At 35.1% G+C, this 23789-nt stretch carries 16 protein-coding genes and 2 riboswitches; of the genes, 13 read left to right on the top strand and 3 right to left on the bottom strand.

Going from position 1 to position 23789, the window contains the following annotated elements; translation table 11 throughout:
* The first annotated feature begins 169 nt into the window (after nucleotides 1–169).
* The 6 genes from arcA to ABH959_RS18505 all read left to right on the top strand — a co-directional run bounded on the left by arcA (nucleotide 170) and on the right by ABH959_RS18505 (nucleotide 6677).
* Nucleotides 170–1402, top strand: coding sequence for an arginine deiminase (gene arcA / locus ABH959_RS18530; RefSeq protein WP_002139467.1), 1233 nt, complete (start codon nucleotides 170–172; stop codon nucleotides 1400–1402).
* Between the two features lie 30 nt (nucleotides 1403–1432).
* Nucleotides 1433–2431 (top strand): ornithine carbamoyltransferase, encoded by a 999-nt coding sequence (gene argF, locus ABH959_RS18525; protein WP_000930304.1) that lies wholly within the window; start codon nucleotides 1433–1435, stop codon nucleotides 2429–2431.
* Nucleotides 2432–2530: 99 nt separating this feature from the next.
* Nucleotides 2531–3946, top strand: coding sequence for an arginine-ornithine antiporter (gene arcD / locus ABH959_RS18520; protein WP_000343045.1), 1416 nt, complete (start codon nucleotides 2531–2533; stop codon nucleotides 3944–3946).
* A gap of 37 nt (nucleotides 3947–3983) precedes the next feature.
* Nucleotides 3984–4946 (top strand): carbamate kinase, encoded by a 963-nt coding sequence (gene arcC, locus ABH959_RS18515; protein ID WP_002139469.1) that lies wholly within the window; start codon nucleotides 3984–3986, stop codon nucleotides 4944–4946.
* A 201-nt stretch (nucleotides 4947–5147) separates the two neighbouring features.
* Nucleotides 5148–5837, top strand: a complete 690-nt coding sequence (locus tag ABH959_RS18510; RefSeq protein ID WP_002139470.1) for a Crp/Fnr family transcriptional regulator — start codon at nucleotides 5148–5150, stop codon at nucleotides 5835–5837.
* A 156-nt stretch (nucleotides 5838–5993) separates the two neighbouring features.
* On the top strand, nucleotides 5994–6677 hold the full coding sequence (locus ABH959_RS18505) for a hypothetical protein (RefSeq protein ID WP_002139471.1): 684 nt from the start codon (nucleotides 5994–5996) through the stop codon (nucleotides 6675–6677).
* Nucleotides 6678–6799: 122 nt separating this feature from the next.
* On the opposite strand, the gene ABH959_RS18500 is transcribed toward ABH959_RS18505, so the two are convergent.
* Nucleotides 6800–8134: an FAD-binding oxidoreductase gene (locus tag ABH959_RS18500; protein WP_404493034.1), complete on the bottom strand. Its 1335-nt coding sequence runs from the start codon at nucleotides 8132–8134 to the stop codon at nucleotides 6800–6802.
* Between the two features lie 391 nt (nucleotides 8135–8525).
* On the opposite strand from ABH959_RS18500, the gene ABH959_RS18495 reads away from it, so the two are divergent.
* From ABH959_RS18495 to ABH959_RS18480, 4 genes are all read left to right on the top strand, one after another.
* On the top strand, nucleotides 8526–10190 hold the full coding sequence (locus ABH959_RS18495) for a glycoside hydrolase family 13 protein (protein ID WP_404457617.1): 1665 nt from the start codon (nucleotides 8526–8528) through the stop codon (nucleotides 10188–10190).
* A 202-nt stretch (nucleotides 10191–10392) separates the two neighbouring features.
* Nucleotides 10393–12030: a PTS transporter subunit IIBC gene (locus ABH959_RS18490; protein ID WP_002140238.1), complete on the top strand. Its 1638-nt coding sequence runs from the start codon at nucleotides 10393–10395 to the stop codon at nucleotides 12028–12030.
* Between the two features lie 4 nt (nucleotides 12031–12034).
* Complete coding sequence (locus ABH959_RS18485; protein ID WP_404493033.1) at nucleotides 12035–12826, top strand: endonuclease/exonuclease/phosphatase family protein; 792 nt, start codon at nucleotides 12035–12037, stop codon at nucleotides 12824–12826.
* A gap of 305 nt (nucleotides 12827–13131) precedes the next feature.
* Nucleotides 13132–15957 (top strand): YhgE/Pip domain-containing protein, encoded by a 2826-nt coding sequence (locus tag ABH959_RS18480; RefSeq protein ID WP_113937996.1) that lies wholly within the window; start codon nucleotides 13132–13134, stop codon nucleotides 15955–15957.
* Between the two features lie 41 nt (nucleotides 15958–15998).
* Here the strand turns inward: ABH959_RS18480 and topB are convergent, their stop codons facing one another.
* Entirely contained in the window at nucleotides 15999–18188 is a 2190-nt protein-coding gene (topB, locus tag ABH959_RS18475; RefSeq protein ID WP_113937995.1) for a DNA topoisomerase III, read from the bottom strand.
* 228 nt (nucleotides 18189–18416) lie between these two features.
* A riboswitch (TPP riboswitch) is annotated at nucleotides 18417–18526 on the top strand.
* Nucleotides 18527–18598: 72 nt separating this feature from the next.
* On the opposite strand from topB, the gene thiM reads away from it, so the two are divergent.
* Both thiM and thiE read left to right on the top strand, forming a co-directional pair.
* A complete protein-coding gene (gene thiM, locus ABH959_RS18470; RefSeq protein WP_113937994.1) occupies nucleotides 18599–19408 on the top strand; it encodes a hydroxyethylthiazole kinase in 810 nt (269 codons plus the stop codon).
* Between the two features lie 13 nt (nucleotides 19409–19421).
* Nucleotides 19422–20081 carry a thiamine phosphate synthase gene (gene thiE, locus ABH959_RS18465; protein ID WP_113937993.1) on the top strand — a complete coding sequence of 220 codons (660 nt, stop codon included), beginning with the start codon at nucleotides 19422–19424 and terminating at the stop codon, nucleotides 20079–20081.
* Between the two features lie 117 nt (nucleotides 20082–20198).
* On the opposite strand, the gene ABH959_RS18460 is transcribed toward thiE, so the two are convergent.
* Nucleotides 20199–21512: an anaerobic C4-dicarboxylate transporter family protein gene (locus ABH959_RS18460; RefSeq protein ID WP_404493032.1), complete on the bottom strand. Its 1314-nt coding sequence runs from the start codon at nucleotides 21510–21512 to the stop codon at nucleotides 20199–20201.
* Nucleotides 21513–21794: 282 nt separating this feature from the next.
* A riboswitch (cyclic di-GMP riboswitch) is annotated at nucleotides 21795–21879 on the top strand.
* Nucleotides 21880–22019: 140 nt separating this feature from the next.
* Here ABH959_RS18460 and ABH959_RS18455 point away from each other — a divergent pair.
* Complete coding sequence (locus ABH959_RS18455) at nucleotides 22020–23762, top strand: methyl-accepting chemotaxis protein (protein ID WP_404493031.1); 1743 nt, start codon at nucleotides 22020–22022, stop codon at nucleotides 23760–23762.
* Nucleotides 23763–23789: the final 27 nt, after the last annotated feature.

Here is a 23789-nt window from a genome sequence, read left to right as displayed (position 1 = left end):
TGAAAAAGCGGGATGGAATGTTATAAAAATACAAATTTATATGATTTTTAAAAAATAACTTGTTTAATATTTCACAATGATAATGTAGATGTTTTCACAAAGATGAAAGCGCGTAGCATTTATTATGTACTTGTAAGACATCAAACATATTTAAAAGGAGGTACAACAAATGAAGCATCCGATACATGTTACTTCAGAAATTGGGGAATTACAAACAGTTTTATTAAAACGACCTGGTAAAGAAGTGGAAAACTTAACGCCAGATTATTTGCAACAATTATTATTTGATGATATTCCATACTTACCAATTATTCAAAAAGAGCATGATTATTTTGCACAAACATTACGCAATCGGGGTGTTGAAGTTCTTTATTTAGAAAAACTAGCTGCTGAGGCATTAGTAAATAAAAAACTTCGAGAAGAATTTGTTGATCGTATTTTAGAAGAAGGACAGGCTGACGTAAATGTTGCACATCAAACTTTAAAAGAATATTTACTTTCCTTTTCAAATGAAGAATTAGTTCAAAAAATTATGGGTGGTGTACGGAAAAACGAAATTGAAACAAGTAAGAAGACACATTTATACGAATTAATGGAAGATCATTATCCGTTTTACTTAGATCCAATGCCTAATTTATATTTTACTCGTGATCCAGCAGCTAGCGTGGGCGATGGTTTAACGATAAATAAGATGAGAGAACCGGCGCGTAGACGTGAATCATTATTCATGGAGTACATCATTAAATATCATCCAAGATTTGCAAATCACAATGTGCCAATTTGGCTAGATCGTGATTATAAGTTTCCGATTGAAGGTGGCGATGAGCTAATTTTAAATGAAGAAACAATTGCAATTGGAGTATCTGCCCGTACGTCAGCTAAAGCAATTGAACGTTTAGCTAAAAATCTTTTTAGCCGACAAAATAAAATTAAGAAAGTGTTAGCAATAGAAATTCCAAAATGCCGAGCATTTATGCATTTAGATACAGTGTTTACAATGGTTGATTATGACAAGTTTACAATTCACCCAGCCATTCAAGGGCCAAAAGGAAATATGAATATTTATATTTTAGAAAAAGGCCCAGATGTGGAAACTCTTAAAATTACACATCGTACTTCTTTAACGGAAGCATTAAAAGAGGTATTAGGTTTAAGTGAATTAGTTCTTATTCCTTGTGGAGGAGGAGATGCAATTGCTTCCGCTCGTGAACAATGGAATGACGGTTCTAATACATTAGCAATTGCGCCAGGTGTAGTTGTTACATATGATCGCAACTATGTATCCAATACGTTATTACGGGAACATGGTATAGAGGTCATTGAGGTGCTAAGTTCGGAATTATCTCGTGGTCGTGGGGGTCCACGTTGCATGAGTATGCCAATTGTTCGTAAAGATATTTAGTATAAATAACGGAGAAAGTAGGGATGAAGTATGTTAATGACTAGACCAAATTTAAAAGGAAGAAGCTTTCTAGCTGAAAAAGATTTTACACAAGAAGAATTATTATATTTTCTAGATTTAGCAGCAGAATTAAAAGAGAAAAAGAAAAACGGTGTCCCACATCATTATTTAGAAGGTAAAAATGTAGCGCTATTATTTGAAAAAACCTCTACTCGTACGCGATGTGCATTTACAGTAGCATGTACAGATTTGGGAGCGAACCCTGAATATTTAGGGAAAGGTGATATTCAGCTTGGGAAAAAAGAATCCGTAGAGGATACAGCAAAAGTGTTAGGACGCATGTTTGACGGAATTGAGTTTCGTGGATTTAATCATGAAACTGTAGAATCTTTAGCACAAAATTCTGGTGTGCCGGTTTGGAATGGATTAACAGATATGTGGCATCCAACACAAACACTTGCAGATTTATTAACAATTAGAGAACATGTAGGGAAATTAAAAAATGTGAAGCTCGTTTACGTTGGAGATGGACGAAATAATGTTGCTAATAGCTTACTAGTTGGTGGAGCGATCGTTGGAATGGACGTACGTATTTGTACACCGGAATCTTTATGGCCAGAGCAAGAAGTAATTGATTTAGCAAAAAAATATAATGAACAAGTAATGATAACAAGTAATGTGGAAGAAGCTGTTGCGAATGCAGATGTAATTTATACAGATGTATGGGTGTCTATGGGTGAGGAAGAAAAATTTGCTGAACGTGTCGAGTTATTGAAACCTTATCAAGTAAATATGAAAATGATTAAAGAAACAGGAAATGAAAATGTGATTTTCTTACATTGTTTACCCGCATTCCATGATGTTGAAACGATGTATGGTGAGGAAGTTTATGAGAAATATGGGTTGAGGGAAATGGAGGTAACTGACGAAGTATTCCGCAGTAAACATTCAAAAGTATTTGATCAGGCTGAAAATAGAATGCATACAATTAAAGCGGTTATGGCAGCTACTTTAGGAAACATGGAGTAAAGAAGAAAGGGAGTCTTCCTTTCTTCTTTCTCCTCCTTTAGACACTATCATTCACTATTGCTTTCGTATTGTTATTGCAATTAAAGAGAGGTGAGTGGAATGGATGAAGATAAGAAATTAGGGTTGTTTACATTAACGGCGCTTGTAGTGGGGTCTATGATTGGCGGTGGAGCATTTAATTTAGCAAGTGATATGGCAAAAGGTGCTGGTGCTGGAGCCATTATTATTGGTTGGGTTATAACAGGAATTGGGATGATTGCGCTTGGATTATCTTTTCAAAATCTAACTGTAAAACGGCCAGATTTAGATGGCGGTATTTTTAGCTATGCAAAAGCAGGATTTGGTAATTTCATGGGATTTAATAGTGCGTGGGGATATTGGCTATCTGCCTGGCTTGGTAATGTAGCTTACGGTACATTATTGTTTTCTTCATTAGGGTATTTCTTCCCCATCTTTGAAGGCGGTCAAAATGTAGCATCCATTATTGGTGCAAGCGTATTATTATGGTGTGTTCACATGTTAATTTTACGTGGAGTTCAATCAGCAGCACTTGTGAATTTAGTAACTACAATCGCAAAATTAGTACCTGTATTTGTATTTATTGTTATAGGAATCTTCGCGTTTCATATTGATACGTTTCTAGATGGATTTTGGGGACAAACTGGTTCTTTTTCATGGGGAGCGGTTGGCAGCCAAGTTAAAAGTACAATGCTTGTAACTTTATGGGTGTTTATTGGGGTAGAAGGGGCTGTTGTTTTATCTAGTCGAGCAAAAAATAGAAGTGATGTAGGGAAAGCAACGGTTATTGGCTTAATTGGTACACTCATCATTTACATTTTAATTACATTACTGTCTCTTGGACTTATGCAGCAAGCAGATATTGCTAATTTGAAAAATCCGTCTATGGCTTATTTATTTGAAAGTGTTGTTGGAAAATGGGGGGCTATCTTTATTAATTTAGGTTTAGTCATCTCTGTATTAGGTGCTTGGTTAGGCTGGACTTTACTCGCATCTGAAATTCCATATTTGGCGGCTAAAGACGGAGTATTTCCAAAATGGTTTGCAAAAGAAAATAAAAATAAGGCTCCAATAAATTCATTATGGATAACAAATGGCTTAATTCAAATGTTCTTATTAACATTCGTCGTTTCCGATCAGGCGTATAACTTTGCATTCTCTTTAGCATCTTCAGCTATTTTAATCCCATATGCTTTTTCAGCATTTTATCAACTGAAGCATAGCTTAAAGTCTGAAGAAGTGGATCGAAATAAAAATATAATAATTGGTTTGATAGCAAGTATTTATGGTGTGTGGTTAGTTTATGCAGCTGGTTTAGAGTATTTATTATTAACAATGACTTTATATGCGCCAGGTATTTTTATTTTTTACAATGTTCAAAAGCAAAAGAGTTCGAAGCAAATATTTACTCGAGTGGAATTAGCATCATCGGTAGCAATTGGTGCTTTAGCATTCTTTGCGATTTATGGATTAATTACAGGCAGTATTACTTTATAAAGCGCTGTGAAAGCGAAATTAACTGGAGGGCTGAAATATGGCACGAAGAAAAATTGTAGTTGCACTAGGGGGAAATGCGATACAGTCTGGAAAAGCTACTGCAGGGGCACAGCAAGAAGCATTAGAAAAAACAGCGGAACAACTTGTGAAAATAATGGAAAATGATGTAGATATAGTAATTGCGCATGGAAATGGCCCGCAAGTGGGGAATATTTTATTACAGCAAAAAGCTGCAGAAACGGAAAAGACACCTGCAATGCCATTAGATACTTGTGGTGCAATGAGCCAAGGGATGATTGGATATTGGATGGAAAATGCGATTGAAAAGGCATTGAAAAAACGGAATATAAAAAAAGACGTAGCAACGGTTATAACACGCGTTGTCGTGGATGAAAAAGATGAGGCATTTAAAAATCCAACTAAACCAATTGGTCCTTTTTATACGGAAGAAGAAGCAAGAAGATTAATGGAAGAAACAAAAGCAGTGTTTAAAGAGGATGCTGGCAGAGGGTGGAGACGTGTTGTTCCATCACCGAAGCCTGTAAGTATTCATGAGCATAAAGTAATTAATTCTTTAGTTGAGGATGGAAATATAGTGATAGCTGTTGGTGGTGGTGGAATTCCAGTAATTGATTCCGAAGAAGGGTTAAAAGGAACTGAAGCGGTTATCGATAAAGATTTCGCTGCGCAGAAATTAGCTGAATTAGTAGATGCTGATACGCTCGTAATTTTAACTGCAGTTGATCATGTGTATGTAAATTATAATCAACTGAATCAAAAGAAATTAGAACATGTCACAGTGAATCAATTAGAAGAATACATTGAGGAAAAACAATTTGCTGCGGGAAGTATGCTTCCAAAAATTGAAGCTGCTATTAATTTTGTTAATACAAATCCAAAAAGAAAAACAATTATTACGTCTTTAGAAAAAGTATATGAAGCACTAGAAGAAAAAGCTGGTACTATTATTTCTAAACAGAATGTATGCATGTATGTTTAAATAATTGTGTGCGCTATTTATTAGTAAAAAAAGAATGAAGTTAGTAACTTCATTCTTTTTATTTATTAATATTTTTTGTACTCATTGTTCATAAAGTTTTCATGGTGAAATCCGAATATATAAGTTAATTATGATAAAATTTAATTTGAATACGCTTTCTTAATTTTTCGCTCTAACATACAGCAAGAGAGAAGGAATTTTATGAACAGACGGAACGTAGTTAAAGATTTAAAGCAGTTTGAATTATTTGCTCATTTAACAGAAAAGAAATTGAAAGGTTTGACGGAGTTTGTCTATTGGCGAACTTACAAAAAGGGTCAATTTTTATTTTTAGAAGGGGATTCAAGAGAAAGAATTTACTTCATGTTAGATGGTTTTGTAAAGTTAGAGCGGGTAAATCAAAGTGGAAATTTATTATATGATGACTATGTAAAGCGGTATTCTATTTTTCCTTATGGTGGTATGTTTACAGACAGAGGATATAACTATACGGCAGAAGCGATGACAGATGTAGAGGCATATTATATTCCGACAGTAATTTTCGAAGATATGGTGAAATCTAGTAGGACGCAATTAATGTACGTTGTTCAGCAATTATCATCGATATTAAAACTGAATGAAAATCGAGTGCAAAATATTACAATCCCTAATGCACAAGATCGTGTCATTCAAACATTAAATTATTTAATGCAGGATTTAGGAGAGCAGAGTGGCGAAACAATTGTAATTTCATGCCCACTTACAACAATTGAAATATCGAAAATATCTGGGACGTCTCGAGAGACGGTTAGCGGCGTATTAAAACAATTGAAAAATGATAGTATAGTTACAATTCTGGATAAAAAAATTACAATACATAATCCAACATATTTTGAGGAGATCTCTATGTGAAAATTACATATTGATTTTCTAATTCACATTGTATATTAATAAGGTTCTTTATATATTTATAAGGAGGTTTTTTACGTTATCCTTTATAAAAAGGTTGTATAGTATGGTAATAATAGCTAAAATCGATAATAAAAAGCAAAGGGAAGGGGAGAATGAATGGTTCGAATTGAGTATGATCGATTAGTAGCTATTTGTTACAGTATAGGGGTTTTGTTATTATTAAAAAGTCCAAACGATAATGAATTAATTGGGGAAAAACTATTCAATTTCTATAAGGTTCCGGTATATACATATATTTATATGGATTATAAAGTTTCAAATATATTAATTGTTTCTTTCGTACTACATGTAATCGCATTTATATTATTTGTAAAATGGCTAGTAAAAAAGAAATCTAGTACATTTAGAACAATGAATAAGATAAAAGTAGCAGGCATTAGTATTTTGATTTTAATGATGCCGTTTATTCTAAATAACATCCTCCATACATTGAATAAAACATGGTACTACGCAGGAAAAACAGGGGTAGAGGCGATAGAATATAAAAAAGAAGATAGTCAGTGTAGAATGGAGAAAAATGGAGAGGATATCGAACAAAAGTGCATTGTGACTTTAAAAAATTATCGTAATCATTCACAGGCATTAAAAGTTGTTTTATATGATAATGTAAACGAGAATTCAAAAGGTTATCCAGTACCGAAACCAGTCTATTTACAAAAACATGAGACAAAGCAATTCGAATTTCAAATTCCTGTTGCTTATAATAGCGGTATTGAAAAAGATAAAGTACCAAATATTAAATTACATTCATTGCATAAAAATGATGAGAAATACAATTAATCCGTAATTGAAAGTTTATGAATAGGAGCAATAATTTGAAACGATATAGAAAATCAACTTGAATCATCCAACATGCTGTGAGGTAACGGCATATTGGATGATTTTTTATTTTATCCCCTTTTTTACGTATGAAAGGGTGGGATACTTTGTTGAAAACGAAAAACATTACAAGGGTCATATGCTGTCTTCACTTTACGCAACCTTTGAAAATTAGAGCCATAATAACTAGTTTGCCAATTTTTTATGTCGATATCGGGCCAATTGACATAATCTCCTAGTGTGTAAGGACCTAAGCTTTCCCGTAAATCTTTAACCCAGCGTATATTTCGGTTTTCTTCATCATCGCATTTCCAAGAGGTAATATATTCTTGAGCAATAATTGCCTTACGGTGGAAATAAGCTGTTTCATTAGGGGGAATGTTTTCTATAGCACCTACGAGTGATTGGTGCCAAACACTCGCATCTTTATTTGGTGCATGAGAAAGAAAATATTGTAAGATTTGAATACCTTTAAGAGGGATAGGTTTATATACGTAGGAACCAGAGCGTTTGAATTTTTCAGGAATATTGCCGCTATTAAAGAATTGAACAGCCTTTATATACGGGACTTTATCTATAAAGAGAGAAGGATTACCAGTTTCAAGAAGAGGAGATAATAAATGATAGAGTTCAGAAGTAGAGCCGACAAATTCACCTTTCACCTCAATTTTATTTCGTTGTTTAGAGAATAATTCAATTGATGAAGTGAGACGTTCATCTATATAAGGTGCCCAGTTTTGCCAAGCTTGAAAGGCAGCAACAAAGTCTTTCCATTCCCATGTAAGTGAGAAAATTGATACGTTTTTTATAGGGTGGACTCGAAAGGTTAAGGAAGTAACAATTCCGAAATTTCCACCCCCACCGCCGCGGCATGCCCAAAATAGGTTAGGGTTTTCTTGTTCATTTGCACGAATAATTTTTGCACCAAATTTTCCGCACGCTTGTACCATTTCGACTTCTAATAATTGATCACATGTTAGTCCAAATAAGCGTGAAAGCATGCCAATGCCACCGCCAAGTGTTAATCCAACGATACCAACACTTGCACTTGTGCCAGCTGGTATTGTAACACCGTGTTTCCAAAGTTCTTTATAAACAGTGCCAAGATTTGCACCCGCTTCAATTGTTGCTGTTAATTTCCCTGTATTAACCGTAATTTGCTTCATTTCACTCACATCAATAATAAGTCCTCGATTTAAAAGAGAGAAATTTTCATAGCTATGACGTCCGCTTCTTAAGCGAAATGGTACATGATGCTCACGTGCCCACTTTAAGGCGTTACACACATCATTTTTATTTTGACAAAAAACAATAATACAAGGGAGTTTTGGAATACTTAAATTTAAATTCATTCGGGCTATGTCATATCCGGGATCCGAAGGAACGACGATACGACCAGTTAATTTTGTTTGTTTCAATTTGTATCTCCTTTCTGAAATAATATGAGTTTGTATTAGTATATGAAGAGTGTGTTTAACGCGTATGGACAAGAAGAAGAGAAGTGTTAGATTTATCCTGCTAGTTGTGAGCAGTAAGACCCCCACCTCAAAATCTGGCTGAAGCAAAGAAGTTAGATGAAAATCAGGATGCTCGTAAAAGTACGATTGGTGTGGGCTAATAATCAGTGGGGAATGGACACCCCCCACTGATTAAAGTTTCATTTTACCTTTGCGAGAAATAAATAAAGCATAAGAATAAGGAATCTACATGGAGTTCAATGAAAACAGTTGCAAACTCTCCATATTTTGTTATGATAGTGTTACGAAAACGTTTGCATAAAAAATAGAGATGCAAAAGGAGAGAGTTATTATGAAGAAAACATGGTGGAAAGAAGCAGTTGCTTATCAAATTTATCCACGCAGCTTTATGGATTCAAATGGTGATGGTATTGGAGATTTACAAGGTATTATTGCAAAACTGGATTATTTAAAAGATTTAGGTATAGATGTAATTTGGATTTGTCCAATGTATAAGTCACCTAATGATGATAATGGCTATGATATTAGTGATTATCAAGACATTATGGATGAATTTGGTACGATGGAAGATTTTGATATGCTACTAGATGAAGTTCATAAGCGTGACATGAAGCTTATTATTGATTTAGTTATTAATCATACAAGTGATGAACATCCATGGTTTATTGAATCAAGTTCTTCTAAAGACAATCCGAAGCGTGATTGGTATATTTGGCAGGATGGGAAAGACGGCGCGGAACCAAACAATTGGGAAAGTATCTTTAATGGTTCTGCATGGGAATATGATGAAGTGACAGAGCAATATTATTTACATTTATTCTCGCGTAAACAACCAGATTTGAACTGGGAGAATAAAGAAGTTCGTGAAGTTTTATATGATACTGTTAATTGGTGGCTTGATAAAGGTATTGATGGTTTCCGCGTCGATGCGATTAGTCATATAAAAAAAGAAGATGGCCTCAAGGATATGCCAAACCCAAAAGGGTTAAAGTATGTGCCTTCTTTTGACAAACATATGAATGTAAATGGTATTCAGCCATTACTAGAAGAATTAAAAGAAAACACATTTGCTAAATACGATATTATGACTGTTGGAGAAGCAAATGGTGTGAAAGTTGAAGATGCTGATCTTTGGGTTGGAGAAGAGAACGGTAAATTCAATATGGTATTCCAATTTGAGCATTTAAGCTTATGGGATGCAGAAAAGAAGAAAGACCTTGACGTTGTTGAGTTGAAAAAAGTATTAACAAAGTGGCAAAAAGGTTTAGAAAATAAGGGATGGAATGCTTTATATATTGAAAATCATGATAAGCCACGTATTGTGTCTACTTGGGGAAATGATAAAGAATATTGGCGTGAAAGTGCAACGGCTTTAGGAGCGATGTATTTCTTTATGCACGGCACACCGTTTATTTATCAAGGACAAGAAATTGGTATGACAAATGTTCAGTTCCCAAATATTGAAGATTACGATGATGTAGCAATTAAAAATTTATATCGTGAGAAAATTGCAGAGGGCGTATCACATCAAGATATGATGGAAATTATATGGGCTTCTTGCCGCGATAATTCACGTACACCTATGCAGTGGAACGATGAAATGAATGCTGGCTTCACAACAAGTACACCTTGGTTTAGCATGAATCCAAATTACAAAGAAATTAATGTTGAAAAGCAAAAAAATGAAGAGAACTCTATTTTCAATTTCTATAAGAAAATGATTGCCTTGAAAAAAGAGCACGATGTACTGAACTACGGTACGTACGATTTACTTTTAGAAGACGATCCACAAATTTATGCATATACACGTACGTTACAGGATGAAAAAGTCATTGTAATTAGTAATATCTCAAAAGAGGAAGCTGTGTATAATGCGAGTTTATTCGCATTAGAACGCAAACGTTTGCTTTTAAATAACTATAAAGTTGCGGAACATGAACAAATAACTACAATCACGTTAAAACCTTATGAAACAAGGGTTTATCGCATTTCATAATGAAAAAGGATGCTCCTTGAGCATCTTTTTTTATGAAAAAAAATAAATTTCTATTGCAATGTGAAAACGCTTTTATTAAAATAGATTTATGAAAACGGTTGCGTAAAGAGAAAAAAGTAACATAAGGAATCGTTTTCATAAGAGAAACAGAAATTATAATTTAAATCATTATGTTGTTATAAATAAAGGGGAGGAAGAACAGATGAAAATTACGTCTTTTGATTTTTGGCAAAAGTTCGGGAAAGCATTATTAGTGGTTGTAGCTGTAATGCCAGCAGCTGGTTTAATGATTTCCATCGGTAAGTTAATTGGGATGTCTGCTGGGGATATTAACGCAGTTCATACAATTGCTCGAGTAATGGAAGACATCGGTTGGGCAATTATTACAAATCTACACATCTTATTCGCAGTAGCAATTGGGGGATCTTGGGCGAAGGATCGAGCAGGTGGTGCATTTGCAGCACTATTAGCATTCGTCTTAACAAACAGAATTACAGGAGCTATATTTGGCGTAAACGCTCAAATGTTAACGGATTCAAAAGCGACAGTTTCTTCATTTTTAGCAGGAGATTTACTTGTAAAAGATTACTTTACTTCTGTACTTGGTGCACCAGCATTAAACATGGGAGTTTTCGTAGGGATTATCACAGGTTTCTTAGGAGCTACTTTATATAACAAATACTACAATTATAATAAACTGCCACAGGCATTAGCATTCTTTAATGGAAAACGATTCGTACCATTCGTTGTAATTGTTTGGTCTACAGTCACTGCGATTGTATTATCACTTGTATGGCCATTTATCCAAAGTGGATTAAATGAATTTGGTCGCTGGATTGCAGCATCTAAAGATAGTGCACCAGTTATTGCACCGTTTGTATATGGAACGTTAGAACGTTTATTATTACCATTTGGATTACATCATATGTTAACAATTCCGATGAACTACACAGAGCTAGGCGGAACATATACGATGTTAACTGGCTCAAAGGTTGGACAAATTGTAGCGGGACAAGATCCGTTATGGCTTGCATGGATTACAGATTTAAATAACTTATTAGCAAATGGAGATACGAAAGCATATAACGATTTATTAAATAACGTTGTACCAGCTCGTTTCAAAGCTGGACAAGTTATCGGCTCAACGGCAGCGTTAATGGGGATTGCGTTTGCGATGTTCCGTAATGTTGATAAAGAAAAACGTGCAAAATATAAACCAATGTTCTTATCAGCTGCATTAGCAGTATTCTTAACAGGTGTAACAGAACCAATTGAATTCATGTTCATGTTTATTGCACCAGTATTATATGTTGTGTATGCAATTACAACAGGACTTGCATTCGCATTAGCGGATTTAATTAATTTACGTGTTCATGCATTTGGATTTATTGAGTTAATTACACGTACACCAATGATGATCAATGCAGGTTTAACGAGAGATTTAATCAACTTTGTCATTGTTTCATTAGTGTTCTTCGGCCTTAACTTTACGTTATTCAACTTCTTAATTAAAAAATTCAATTTACCAACGCCAGGGCGTGCAGGTAACTATATTGATAATGAAGATGAGTCAACAGAAGGAACAGGAAATGTACAAGATGGTTCATTAGCAACAAAAGTTATTGATTTATTGGGCGGAAAAGATAATATTGCTGACGTGGATGCTTGTATGACACGTTTACGTATAACAGTAAAAGATTTAGATGTTGTTGCACCAGAAGCACAATGGAAACAAAATGGTGCTTTAGGACTTATTGTTAAAGATAAAGGTGTACAAGCCGTATATGGCCCGAAAGCTGACGTATTAAAGTCAGACATTCAAGATATGTTAGGTGCGTAATAATATGAAATTGCTAACTTTAAATTGTCACTCTTGGCAAGAAGAGAATCAAATTGAAAAAATAAAGTATCTTGCTAAAGCAATTCAAGAAGAAGATTATGATGTGATCGCATTGCAAGAAGTAAGTCAGTCTATACAAGCTGAAAATGTATGCGGTAACAAGAAAAAAGATAATTTTGGACTTTTACTGCTAGAAGAGTTAAGAGCATTAAATGTAAAAGAATACAATATTATTTGGGATTTCTCTCATATTGGATATGATGTGTACGAAGAAGGATTAGCAATTATAACAAAGCACAACATTGTAAAGGAAGATACGTTCTTTGTCTCAGAAAATAAGGATACAACGTATTGGAAAACACGCAAAATTGTAAGTGCAACAATTGCTTATAATGATAAGAATATAACGTTTTATTCTTGCCATCTCGGTTGGTGGAATGATGAAGAAGAATCATTCAAAGACCAAGTTGATCGTTTAATGGAGCGTGTAAATAGCAATGAACTTTCCTTCTTAATGGGTGATTTTAATAACAATGCTCGTTTGGAAGGAGAGGGTTATGAGTATACGATGCAAAAAGGTTTATATGACACATATGAACTAGCGATAAAGAAGGATGAAGGAACAACTGTCCAAGGTGAGATTGCTGGTTGGGATGAAAATAAACAAAACTTACGAATCGACCTAATATTAAGCAATCAAAGTAAAACAGTTACTTCTTCAAAAGTCATTTTTAATGGAACAAATCGAAATGTAATTTCTGACCATTTCGGTGTAGAAGTACAATTAGATATATAATAGAAGAAACCCTCACAGATAATGAAAAGCTGGGAGGGTTTTTTGATAAATACAAGTATTCCCAAGAGAAAATACTTGTATTTTTTATGACATTTCCTATATATTTGTTATTATTGAATGTAAAACTAATTTGGTCATTTTGTATGCATACTTTTTTTACTTCGTTATATAATGAAGTAAGTGAAATATTTAATGGGAAAAATAGTATGTTTTCGTTTAATCCACGATGTAGAAAGTGATATAATTACAAAATGTATGTATCATTTTCTAAAGAAGGAAAAATATATAATTAGGTGATAACTTTTATGAAACAAATTTGGCGTATTTATAAGACAGATTTACGGAATGTAGCCAAACATTGGGCTGCAATTGTTATTGTTTTAGGGTTAATGATTTTACCATCGTTATATGCATGGTTTAACATTAAAGCTTCTTGGGATCCTTACGGAAATACGAAAGGAATCCAAATTGCAGTTTCTAACCAAGATGTTGGATCAAATTTAAGAGGGAAAGATATTAACATCGGGGAAGAAATTGTAGATTCACTTAAGAAGAACAAAAATTTCGGGTGGAAGTTTGTTGATGAAAAGCAAGCAATTTATGGAGTAGAGCGTGGAGATTATTCCGCAAGTATTACTATTCCAAAAGATTTTTCTGAAAAGATTGCAACGGTCTTGAATGAAAATCCACAGAAACCAGAACTTGATTACTATGTAAATGAAAAAGTAAATGCGATTGCACCGAAAATTACAGCTAAAGGTGCATCGGGTCTTACAGAAGAGGTTAGTAAAAACTTTGTTAAAACAGCAAACGGTGAGATTTTTAAAATCTTCAATGACCTTGGAATCGATTTAGAAACTAACTTACCGAGTATTGAGAAGGTCAAGGATCTCGTATTTAAGTTAGAAGCACAGTTCCCAGAAATGAATACACTTGTGGATAAGGCATTAGATGATGCGACTCGGGCAGAAGATGTTGTGAAAGTAGCGCAGAAAGAGTTGCCAGTTGTAGAAAGTGTTATTAATGATGGGCAAGAAGCGTTAGGGAATTTAGATAAGTTCTTTGCAAACAACGATCAAACATTGCAAAATGCACCTGGGACGATACGAAATCATTTAACAACGGCTAAAGATGTAATGGACAAAGCAAATGCTGTTACGAACTTTTTAATGAACCCAGGGGTAGACCTTTCTGGTATGAAGGGATTACCTGAGTTTCCAGCGCGTCCGGATCTTTCAAAGTTGAATGATGAAGGTTATAAAAATATTGCAAGAAATCTTAATCAAACAGTGAATAATGTTTTAAACTCGGCGCGTGCAGGAACATCATACGGGAAAAGTGTTGTAAACGGATTACAAAATGGCCAGTTCGATCCAGAAAAGGCAAAGCAAGATCTTAATGCGGTTTCTGAGAATCTTCAAGGTCGTACGGATAGTATTGTGTATCTTATTAATGTATTTACTGAACTTCAAAAATCAGCGACGACTGATTTTGGTCAAAGCTTCTTCCAAGGGCGAGTGGATCGCTTAACTAGTCTTAAAGGCAAAATGGAAAATGCAAACAACGGTATTAAAGATATTGTAAATGTTATTGGCACAGGACAAGAAGTAAAGAAAGATGTAACAGATGCAGCAAATCAAAAATTAGATGCAGCAAATGGATTAATTGATCAAGCTGAAAAAGATTATAATGAAACATTTGTAGCAGATTATAAAAAGGCAGTTAGCACAGTTGATCAAGCGAAAGCTGATGCAAATGAAACATACGATACTGTGAAAAATGAATATGATAAGGCAAAAAATACTTTTGAAGGTGTTATAGCAGACGTAAATAATAGAGGTGTTAATGGATTAGATAGCACAAAAGTAGCTTTAAACGATTTAAATGGTCAATTAAAAGCTACTAAGAATCTAATTGGTGATGCGATTCCGGTTCTAGAAAGCACAAATAAGGTATTAGCAGATGTAAATAGTGGCAAAAACCTTAATAATGGAATTGCAAAATTGAATAAAGCACAAAATACTGTTCAAAAAGGTATAGATGCAACGAATAAGGCAACTACACTAATTAACAATGGACAGAAGCCTACAAAAGAGGTTGTAGAAAGTATTAATGAAGCAACTAAAAATGCTTCAGCTCAATTAGGAGATTTCTTAGCAACATATGATTCAGAAATTGTTCCAAACTTTAACACAGCAATTGCTCGTACAAAAGAGATGTCTAAAAATACATCTCAAATTTTAGGCGAGGCAGATAAGAAGCTTCCAGATGTAAAAAAATTACTTGAAGATTCATCAAAAGGCTTAGTAGATGGTCAAAAGAAAATTGCAGACATTAAAGCTGAAATGCCGGAGACTGAGAAAAAGATTAAAGAATTAGCAGATAAAATTCGTGATTTTGAATCTGAAGAGGATATAAAAGACATCATACGCTTATTAAAGAATGATGTTGAAAAGCAAAGTGACTACTTTGCAAATCCAGTAAATTTAAAAGAGAATAAATTATTTGCAATGCCGAACTACGGTTCAGCAATGTCACCATTCTATACAGTGCTTGCATTATGGGTAGGCGCATTATTAATGGTTTCATTATTAACGGTAGAAGTACACGAAGAGGGCGCGAATTATAAGAGCCATGAAGTTTACTTCGGACGTTTATTAACATTCTTAACGATAGGTCTTTCACAAGCGTTTATCGTATCAATGGGAGATATATTCTTACTCGGTACGTACGTAGTCGATAAGTTCTGGTTTGTGTTATTTAGTTTATTTATTGGGGGAGTCTTTGTTTGTATCGTATACTCACTCGTTTCTATTTTCGGAAACGTTGGGAAATCGATGGCGATCATTTTACTTGTACTGCAAGTAGCAGGATCAGGCGGAACATTCCCAATTCAAATGACACCACCGTTCTTCCAAGCGATTTATCCGTTCTTACCATTCACATATGCAATTAGTGCAATTCGTGAAACAGTTGGCGGAATGCTTTGGGATATAGTAACTAGAGATTTACTTGTGTTAAGTGTTTTCGTAGTAGTTATGATTGTTGCTGCGTTATTACTGAAAACACCAATTAACAAATCAAGTGAAAAGTTTGTTGAGAACGCAAAAGGAAGTAAAATTATTCATTAAAAATAAAAGGTTCCTACCGATAGCGGTAGGAACCTTTTTGTTTAATCAAATTTTAATTTCTTTAAAGCTTCTGCGAACGGATTATTTAATGGTTCTTCTTCTTTGTTCTGCTGTTTCATATATTTTTGAACGTCGCGTTTATCAGCTTTGCTGCCGGATTCTTTTTTACGTCTCTCTTGGAATGTAGAAAGTTTCTCACGATAGCCACATTTACATGCGAAAATTTGGCCTGCTCCTTCACCACGAAGTTCTAGTTTCTTTTTACACTGAGGACAGCGTGCATTTGTAGTGCGGGATACATTTTTACGGTGACCACATTCGCGATCTTGGCATACAAGCATTTTACCTTTTTTACCGTTTACTTCTAACATTGGTTTACCACAGTCTGGACAAGACTTCGTTGAAATGTTGTCGTGTTTATATTTCTTATCACTCGATTTAATTTCAGCAACAATTTCTTTCGTATAGTTCTTCATTTCTGAAATGAATACTTCTTTCTTTAATTTTCCTTTAGCGATAGCTTCTAACTTTTGCTCCCATTCACCAGTTAGTGTAGGAGATTTCAGTTCTTCCGGCACTAAATCAAGTAACTGACGGCCTTTTGAAGTAATGTGAATATCTTTACCACGTTTTTCAAGCAAGAACGAATTGAATAACTTGTCGATAATATCAGCTCGTGTAGCTACAGTACCTAATCCACCAGTTGACTTTAACGTGTCAGCAAGTTGTTTGTTTTGCGTATCCATGTATTTTGTTGGGTTTTCCATCGCTGAAAGTAATGTTGCTTCATTAAAACGTGCAGGTGCTTTCGTTTGCCCTGATGTTTGGACAATTAGTTTTATGTTTAATGTATCGCCTTTTTCGATGCGAGGTAAGATTTGTTCTTTTACATCATCGCTTGCATCATCATCTTCAAATCGATTTTCATAAACCTCTTTCCAACCAGCATGTAAAATCGTTTTTCCGCGTGCGATGAACGTTTCATCACCAATTTTCGTGCGCAATGTTAGTTGTTCATATTCAAAGGCTGGGAATAAAACAGCTAAGAAACGTTTTACAACTAAGTCATAAATTTTACGTTCTTTATCTGTGAAAGCTGAGAAGTTTACATAGCTCTCTGTTGGAATAATTGCGTGATGATCGCTTACTTTACTATCATCAACAAATGATTTGTTAGATTTTACAGGTTTCTGCAATACTTTATGTGCTAAAGGACGGTATTCTCCAACTCCGCAAGCCTTCAGACGCTCTGGAAGTGTGCCGACAATATCAGATGAAATATAGCGTGAATCTGTACGAGGGTACGTTAAAACTTTATGCTGTTCATATAATTTTTGCATAATGTTTAATGTTTCTTTCGCAGAATAACCAAATATTTTATTCGCATCACGTTGTAGTTCAGTTAAATCGTAAAGACCAGGGGCGAACGATTTCTTTTGTTTTTTATCAATGTCTACAACAGTAGCATGTTGCTTACTAATTTTGTTCACGATTGCATCAGTTTTTTCTTTATTAAAGCTACGGCTATTTCCTTTTGTATCTTGCCAAGTTAGCTTTAATCTCTCAGCTGTTTGAGCTTCGATACCATAGTAAGTTTGAGCTTTGAAATGTTTGATTTCATCTTCACGGCTTGCAATCATGGCTACAGTAGGTGTTTGAACACGACCACAATTTAGTTGGGCATTAAAGCGAGTAGTTAATGCTCGAGTCGCATTAAGTCCGATATACCAGTCAGCCTCTGAACGTGCGACAGCTGAAGCGTATAGATTGTCATATGCTTTTCCTGGTTTTAAATTTGCGAAGCCATCTTTAATTGCTTTATCGGTAACAGATGAAATCCATAGACGTTTAATCGGTTTCTGCATTTTAACTTTATCGATAATCCAGCGTGCGACCAACTCCCCCTCACGACCGGCGTCAGTAGCTATAATGATTTCATTTACATCTTTTCTAAGAAGCTGACTTTTTACAGCGTTAAACTGTTTCCCTGTTTGTTTAATAACGGTTAGTTTTAAACGCTCCGGTAGCATTGGTAAATCTTCTAAATTCCACTGTTTATATTTCACATCATAGCTTTCTGGATCAGCTAATGTAACAAGGTGACCTAAAGCCCAAGTAACAATATATTTACTACCTTCAAGATAGCCGTTCCCTTTTTTATCACATTTCAGTACACGTGCGATATCACGTGCAACAGAAGGTTTTTCAGCAATTACAATACTTTTTGCCATGTTTAAAAACATCCTTTCAAATTTCCATACGTTAAATATAGCATACATCTTTGTTCTATTCAGTCTTGCTGACGGTTTGAGTTATTTGTGGTGAAATATACGTGTGAGAGTTTTACTTATATAAAGGCGAAGAATGGTTGAACCAGGAGAGTTATGATCTCTATCATTTTATAAAAGTAAAGAACTTGTTATTTTACTAGAATAAGAGTAGACTTTGAAGTAGATGAATAATAAACACATGGGAGTTTGTGGATGCAAACTGAGAGTATGACTAATCCGTCATTGACCATTTGAACCTGTTGGATAATGCCAGCGTAGGGAGAGTGTAAAAGCACATGTTCAGGCACTTTGCGTACGCGCAAAGTGCCTTTTTGTGTATCTCCCATCATTAAAGTTAGGAGATGAAAAGGATGAATATGAAAGAAATTAGTAAAGTAGTGGATTTGGTGAGAGAGTCTAATCCACTTGTGCATAATATTACAAATGCTGTTGTAACAAATTTTACAGCAAACGGTTTGTTAGCATTAGGAGCATCACCTGTAATGGCGTATGCAAAAGAAGAAGTAGCAGAAATGGCTAGCATTGCGGGAGCCCTTGTTTTAAATATGGGTACACTTCGTCCTGAAGAGGTAGAAGCGATGTTACTTGCTGGTAAATCAGCAAATACGAATGATGTACCAGTATTGTTTGATCCAGTTGGGGCAGGAGCAACTTCTTATCGAACAGAAGTCGCGAGATATATTCCAGCTGAAATCGATTTAGCTGTTATTCGCGGAAATGCAGCTGAAATAGCTAACGTTATTAATGAAAAATGGGAAATTAAAGGTGTAGATGCTGGTACTGGAAACGGTAATGTTGTAAATATTGCAAAACAGGCAGCGGATGAATTAAATACAGTTGCGGTAATTACTGGAGAAGAAGATGTTGTTACAGATGGAGAGCGAACTATTCTTATTCGAAATGGCCATCCTATTTTAACGAAAGTTACTGGAACAGGTTGTTTACTAACTTCTGTAATAGGAGCATTTGTAGCGGTAGAAAAGGATTATGTAAAGGCAGCAGTAGCCGCATTAACATTCTATGGAGTAGCAGCAGAAATAGCGGCTTCGAAAACAGTAGAGAATGGACCAGGAAGCTTTCAAATTGAATTTTTAAATCAGTTAGCGAATACAACTTCAGATGATATTGAGAAGTATGGAAAGATTGAGGTTATACAGTAAGGAGGGGAACTAGATGTCGCGCATTACAATGGATGAAATGTCTAGGTTATTACGAGTATATTTTATTATGGGAAGTAACAATTGTACGAAGGAGCGACTACAAGTATTGAGAGATGCACTTGAAGGCGGTATAACAATTTTTCAATTTCGTGAAAAGGGGGAAGGGGCTTTAACGGGAGAGAAACGTATTGATTTTGCGAAAGAACTGCAAGCGCTTTGCAAGGAGTACGATGTACCATTCATCGTAAATGATGATGTGGAACTAGCCCTCGAGTTAGATGCAGATGGCGTGCATGTTGGACAAGATGATGAAGGAATTACATCTGTTCGTAAAAAAATGGGAGATAAAATTATTGGAGTATCTACACATACAATTGAAGAAGCACGCTGGGCGATTGAAAATGGAGCCGATTATTTAGGAGTTGGTCCAATTTTTCCGACGAGTACGAAAAAAGATACAAAAGCGGTTCAAGGAACGAAAGGTCTAAAGTATTTTAGGGAACAAGAGATTACAATACCGATCGTTGGGATTGGTGGGATTACAATTGAAAATACAGCTTCTGTTATAGAAGCGGGTGCGGATGGTGTTTCAGTTATTTCAGCGATTAGCTTAGCGGAATCTGCGTATGAAAGTACGAAGAAATTAGTTGAGGAAGTAAATAAGAGTTTGTAGAAAAAGCCCATGTAATATTTTAAATGCTATATGGAGGAATAGACTGCCAAAAAAGTTTAAACAAACGTTTGATTAAAAAAGCACAAACCTTTTTAAATAAAGGTTTGTGCTTTTTCTTTAAAACATAATTGAAATTAAGAGCATTCCAATTCCAATAGAAGTAAAGGTTGCGATCAGGCCCGGAATCATAAAGCTATGATTTAAAACATATTTACCAATTCCTGTTGTACCAGTACGGTCAAAGTTAATTGCAGCAACGATTGTCCCGTAGTTTGGAATGAAGAAATATCCATTTACTGCAGGGAACATCGCAATAAGTAATGCCGGCGGAATACCAAGTGATAGTCCGAGTGGCACTAAAGCACGAACTGTTGCTGCTTGGCTATACAGTAAAATAGATAGAATGAATAGTGCAATAGCAAATAACCATGGTGCACTTGTCACTAAGTGTTGAATTGATCCTTGAATTATATTTAAGTTTCCGTTGAAGAAAGTATCTCCCATCCAAGCGATACCAAAAATAGCAACAACTGCTGTTGCGCCTGCTTTAAAGACGTTACCAGTTACAATGCTTTCCACATTTGGTTTACAGAAAATAATAATAAGAGCAGCAATGGTTAACATGACCATTTCAATTGTGTTTGGCATGGAAAGACGAGCTAACTTTCCGTCAACCATCCATCCCGGACGAAGGGCTTCAAATGAACCAAGAAGTACGACAAGGAAAGTTCCTACTAGGAAAAGGATAACTGATAATTTAGCGCCTTTTACACCCGAAAATTCTTTTTTCTCTTCAAGTTTAGGGATCATTCCCTCTTTTAATCGCTTCAAGTATTCAGGGTCTTCATTTAATTCTTTTCCCATTTTACTAGCAACGAATGCAGCTACCATACAAGCAATAAAAGTAGAAAGGATACTGACTTTTAAAATATCTAACAAGGTGATTTTATAGTCGGCTAACATTGCTAAAAGCGCAACTGTTGCAGCCGATATTGGACTAGCTGTAATTGCCTGCTGGGAAGCGATAACGGCAATTGACATTGGTCGTTCAGGTCTAATTCCTGATTCGCGAGATACTTCGGCGATAACGGGAAGTACAGAATAAGCGACATGACCAGTTCCCGCGCATAGCGTGAATAAATAAGTAACAATAGGAGCAAAAAATGTAATACGCTTTGGATTTTTTCGTAATGCTTTCTCAGCAAGGTAGACAAGGTAATCCATTCCTCCAGCAGCTTGCAAAGCACCGGCAGCTGTAATTACTGCTAAAATCATAAGCATTACATCAATAGGAGGAGCTGTAGGTTGTAAGTGGAAGACGAAAACAAGTATTGCCATACCAACGCCACCCATTACTCCTAGACCAACTCCGCCTAGGCGTGCACCGATAAAAATGCAGAGTAGTAACGTAAGAAATTGTAGCCAAAACATGATAAACTACCTCCGAAATTCGTAAGTTAAGATATATTCGAATAATTTAATTTGAATGAAAATTAAATAAACATCCGTAATAGTCCTTATTTTATATACATTTTTTATTATATAACACAAGAAATGTAACATTCACGTACTTTGTTAAATTATTTCGAAAAAATAATCCGTTAAAACTTTATATTTATATGTACAAATGGGTGGACATTTTAATTTTTATGTTGTAATCTTTGAAAGAGAATATTGTAATTCTCATAGAACTCCCATATCGTTCAACTCGTTCAGCGAGAAAGGCAAACTTATGGAAACATGAGGACGCAAAACTACAGGAGCTAAGGTCGAAAGGCTATGCTAGCCAGTTACCGGACGGATAGGGTTGGTCTTGGCCAATGTTTTTACATTGGTCTTTTTTTATTCTCGAACATATTGAGAATCATTTTCAAGCAAAATATTCTTATATTTTGTTTTTTTGCTTTTAATTTTGATAATTAAGGAAGGTGAATATTAGTGAAAAAGTATTGGCATAAGTTATCATTTCTTCAAAAGAACGTCCTATTAACTGTCTTAGTTATTTTGACGCTTGTTGGAAGTATGGGTGCATTAAGCTTCAACATGTTTCAAAATAGTATGATGTCTTTATTTGAAAGACAGTCTATTGAAACGGGAGAGATAGTGCTAAAAAAACTGGATGTAGAATTAGTTAGAGACATGACGAAAGATCCTACAGCCGAAAGAGTGAAAAAAGAAAAGTTAACAGAGCAATTAGATGAAGTGTCAAAAGAGTTGAAAAGTGTTGGACAAACGTATGTTACAGGAGCAAAAGCGAATGAAAAGCGAGAGCTACAACTCGTTGGTTTGACTACAGAGTTAACAAATGCAGTCCCTGTAAAGCCGGGAGATTATTATGAACAACCCGCTCATTGGATGAATGCATACGATAAAGTGATGGATACGAAAAAGGCTCAGATGACAGAAGTATATGAAGATGAATTAGGTTCGTGGGTGACAATATTAGAGCCAATTACAGATGGAGAAAACAATATTGTTGCAATTGTTGCGGCTGACTTAGACGCTTCTATCGTTCCTAGTACAAAGAAGAATTTTGTGCTACAGGGTATACTCTTTATTATTATTTCATTAGCAATTGCAACTATTACTCAATTCTTTATCGTACGTCACTCGTTAGCTCCATTAAAAGATTTACGAGAGGGATTACGTAAGATTGGTGAAGGTGATTTAAGTATTAAATTAAAAGAAAGACCAGATGATATTGGAATTATTAATGTATATTTCAATAATACGATTGATAAATTTAAAGGAATTATAGATAAAGTAAGGCAGACTGCTGAGCAAGTTTCTTCTTCTTCACAAGAATTGTCGGCAAGTACAGAGGAAAACAGTATGGCAGTTCAAGAGATTGCAAGTTCTATTGAAGGTTTAAGAGTAGGAGCGCAATCTCAAGAAACTTCAGTACAACAATGCCTAGGAATTGTACATGGAATGGAAAATAAGGTAGAAGAGATAACTGGGGCCGCGAAACAAGTTGCAGTTGCTTCAGAAGGTATGGAGCAACATTCAATTGAAGGTAATGAAGTCATTGGACAAATTATTAATCAAATGAGTTTAATCCAAAATGCAGTACAAGATTTATCTTCTATCATCTATTCGTTAGAAACAAGGTCAAAAGAAATTAGTGATATTGTAACTGTAATTACAGGTATTTCAAATCAAACAAATTTATTAGCCTTAAATGCTTCTATTGAAGCTTCACGTGCTGGAGCAGCTGGAAGAGGGTTTGCAGTTGTTGCTGATGAAGTGCGCAAATTAGCAGAACAAACTGAAACGTCAGCGAAAGATATAGCGAAATTAATTAGTGAAACGCAGGCTGAAACAGAAGAGGCTGTAGTTTCAATGCAGAAAGGTTCAAAAGAAGTAGAATCTGGAATTACTCTTGTTCAAAGTAGTGGTGCGTTCTTCGAGAAAATTTCAAAGTCAGCACAGTCTGTTACAGATCAAGTTAGGGCTGTTTCTAGCAACTCAGGTGATATTTTACAAAATAGCCAGAATATCGTTCAAGTCGTAAATGAATTATCACATATTGCGAATACTTATGCGAATAGCAGTAGTAATGTTGAAGAAAGTATGAAGGAGCAAGAAATATCAGTACAAGATATTGCAGAATTGGCGACTTCTTTAAGTTGGCTTTCTCAGGAATTACAAGAGCTAATTGGTGAGTTTAAAAGTGAATAAGGAGAAAGTGAAATTCTAATCAGGGGT

Origin of the sequence: Bacillus sp. RC51 (assembly GCF_044908115.1) — a bacterium.
Taxonomy (GTDB): domain Bacteria; phylum Bacillota; class Bacilli; order Bacillales; family Bacillaceae_G; genus Bacillus_A; species Bacillus_A mycoides.
This window is presented reverse-complemented; position numbering and strand designations above follow the sequence as displayed.